This is a genomic window from Thermus sp. (genome assembly GCF_040290245.1).
In the GTDB taxonomy this organism is placed as follows: Bacteria; Deinococcota; Deinococci; order Deinococcales; family Thermaceae; genus Thermus_A.
The window spans coordinates 1-2938 of the sequence record NZ_PSMQ01000104.1 but is presented as its reverse complement, the minus strand read 5'-3'; the positions used below and the strand labels follow the sequence as shown (position 1 = coordinate 2938).

General features: G+C 63.6%; 2 protein-coding genes. Both read right to left on the bottom strand.

Annotated elements, in window-relative coordinates:
• The coding region (locus C4301_RS09665) for a DNA repair protein RecN (RefSeq protein ID WP_352414859.1) at positions 1-1364 on the bottom strand (1364 nt) is incomplete at its 3' end.
• 5 nt (positions 1365-1369) lie between these two features.
• The gene (locus C4301_RS09660) at positions 1370-2377 is read right to left on the bottom strand and encodes a hypothetical protein (RefSeq protein WP_352414858.1); all 1008 of its coding nucleotides are present in this window, start codon (positions 2375-2377) and stop codon (positions 1370-1372) included.
• Between the last annotated feature and the right edge of the window lie 561 nt (positions 2378-2938).

The following is a 2938-nucleotide window of genomic DNA, read 5'->3' as shown; positions in this document are numbered from 1 at the left end:
AGGACCTGGCGGGTTTGGGAAAGCTCCAAGAGCCGCTCCGCCACCCGCCAGGCCGCCTCCCCCCCGATGCCCACATCGATCTCGTCAAAGACCGCGGTGGGGGCCTCCCCCCCCTGGGTCAGGAGGGCCAAAGCCAGCATGACCCGGGAAAGCTCCCCGCCGCTGGCCGCCTCCAGGGGGGCGGGGGGAAGGACGGGGTTGGCGCTGAAGAGGAACTGGACCCGTTCCAGCCCCTCGGGCCCTGGCTCGGGAAGGGGGGAGAGGGCCACCTGGAAGCGGGCCTCGGGCATGCCCAGGGTGCGGATCTCCTCCGTGGCCCTTTGGGAAAGCCAGCGCGCGGCCTTCTCCCGGGCTTCTTTTAGGGCCTCGCCAGCCTGGAAAAGGGCCTTCTCGGCCCCCTTCAGGGCCTGTTCCAGCTCCCAAAGCCGTTCCTCGCTGGCCTCGAGGGCTTGCATCTCCTCCTCGAGGCGTTTTCGGTGGGCCAAGACCTCGGCGAGGGTGGGGCCGTACTTGCGCTTCAGCCTCTCCAAAAGGGCGAGCCGGGCCTCCACCCTTTCCATCTCCCTTGGGTCCAGCTCCAAGGCCTCCAGGTACGCCTCCACCTCGTCTAGAAGCGCCCTGGTCCGGGCCTCGGCCTCCTCGGCCTCCTCGGCCAGGGGCCTGAGGCCCGCATCCAGCCTCGAGGCCCCCTCCAGCTCCCTGGCCGCCAGGCCCAAGGCCGAGAGGGCTTTCTCCAGCTGGGCCCTGGCCCTTTCCCCCTTTTCCCTCAGGCTCCCTGCATGCCGGAGCCGGGCGGCGGCCTCAAAAAGCGCCTCGTCCTCCTCGGGCCGGATCCGGGCCTCCTCCAACTCCTTGAGCTGAAAGCGTAAAAAGTCCAGCCGCTCCTCCCGGGCCTTGGCCCTCTCCAAGAGGTCGGCCTTCTCCCTCAAAAGGGCCTCCCGCCTGGCGTAGGCCTCCTTGTAGGCCAGAAGAAGCCCCGGGTCCAAAAGGGCATCGAGAAGGCGCTCCTGCCTTTTGGCGGAAAGGAGGGCCAAGGCGGCGTGCTGGGCGTGGAGGGCGACCCAGCGCTCCGCCTCCTCCGCGAGCTCCCTTAGGGTGACCACCTCCCCGTCGATCCTCGGGGTGGAGCGGGCCCCGATGCGCCTAGAGAGGATGCGCTCCACCCCGTCCTTCTGGAAAAAGGCGGTGATGAGGGTGCTTTGCAAGGGGCCCTCGAGGCGTTCCCCGAGGAGAAGGGCTAAAGCGTCCACCAAGAGGCTTTTCCCCGCCCCCGTCTCCCCGGTGAGGACGTTCAGGCCGGGGGCCAGGTCCAAGGCGGCCTCCCGGATGACGGCCAGGTTCTGCACCTCGAGGCGCCGGAGCATCCCCCTTATTCTATGCGCCAGACGGTCCCTTTAACCCAAAGCTCGAGGCCCCTAAGCTCCGGAAAGAGCTGGGCGGCCTTCCCAAGAAGACGCTGCACACCTTTCGTGCTGTAGTTCACGCTTACGACCTCTTCCCCACTGGGGAGTGGCCTAACATGAAGGGGGCCCTGGTAGTCCTTGGGCATAAACCTAAACACCTTCTCGGCTCGGGATGGGTCCTTGGCGCGGCACCAGGCGGCCACCTGGTAAAGGACCTCGGCCCAGCTTTTAAAAGGACCGGAGCTAGGGAGTCCTGTAGGGGGGAGGTCTTTCAGAAGAGGTGGGGAAGCGGCTTCCCACCATGAGGGCGGCTTGCCGGAGCGCAGGGAGGCCTCGTAGGCCTTTTTCCACCCCTCCACCTCGAGGCCTAGCCCCCGGCTTATCGCTTCGACTTCCTCCTTGACCCTACGGGGCAGGGCTTCCGTGACCCGGTAGGCCTTAACTTGCTCTTCCCAGGGAACCTCCTTGGCGGCTTGCCGGAGCCGGGCCTCGGCCAGGAGGTGGCGGGCCTCCTCGACCTTTGGTGCTGGGTTGGACTTATCCAGCATGGCCCTAAGGGCCTCCACGGCCCCCGGGACGCTCAGCCTGACCCGAAGAAGGGTCTTTAAGGGGAGGCCCTGGTCTCGATCGAAAAACTCCCACTCCTCTCCGTTGGTAAGGGCATACCACCGGGCCGGGTGTACCCCGTTCATGTACTGGACCACTTGGTTGTGGTGGTCTTTCAGAGCCTTTCCTAAGGCCTTGACCTCCACCACCATCCAGGGCTCTCCCCCTTCCAGAGGGCTTTTCTTGTAGAGGGCCAAGTCGGGCTTAAGGGCGTTGGTGTCCTTAAGCTGGGGGAAGACCTCATCTGGATTAAAGGGATCGTACCCCGCCTCCTGGAGTACGGGAAGGACCAGCCCCAGGAGAGTGGCTTCTTCATTAAGGCCCTTCTCCCTCCAGCGGGCCAGGCGCTCCTCCAGGGTTCGGCTCATCCTGCAACGATTATATGCCTTCAGGGGGTGCTTTAAGGGGGGTCTATCCCGCCTCTCGGTGTTTGCTTCGCAAAGCAACCGTGGTATCCTGCTAATCGGATGGAGCGGGTTCTCAGGGCCCTTCACGGGTCGTGTCAAGAAGTTTGTGTAACGACCTGGGTAAGGGAGGCATACCGCTCCGCAAGGTAGCCTTCGGGCTGACGAAGCATCTAGTACCTGTTTCCCTGACGGGAAAGCACCTCCAGCACCTGAACGTAGCCCTTGAACATAGCCCCTTCGGGGCTGACCGGGCTGACCCTGAGCCTTCACCTGTTCGCTCCCGTGGTCACGCGGTCACGCGAAGCGTACCTTGCAGCGTACCTTGAAGCAACTGCAAACCCCGACCCCTACACATAATTCCTTACACGACCCGAGACGATTTTGGAGAGAATGCTGGAGATCAACCGCTCGGTGTTCCCCTGACGGGGAAGCAACTATCAACTAGAAACCTTATGTAATCGTACTCGTCACTTTGTTCAAAAAAGAGGATGTGCTTTTCGGCAAATTTGTCTTTGCTCCATG

What these genes read in the sequence shown, in the direction of transcription:
- C4301_RS09660 (WP_352414858.1), bottom strand. Translation starts at nt 2,377, where the DNA reads ATGAGCCGAACCCTGGAGGAGCGCCTGGCCCGCTGGAGGGAGAAGGGC.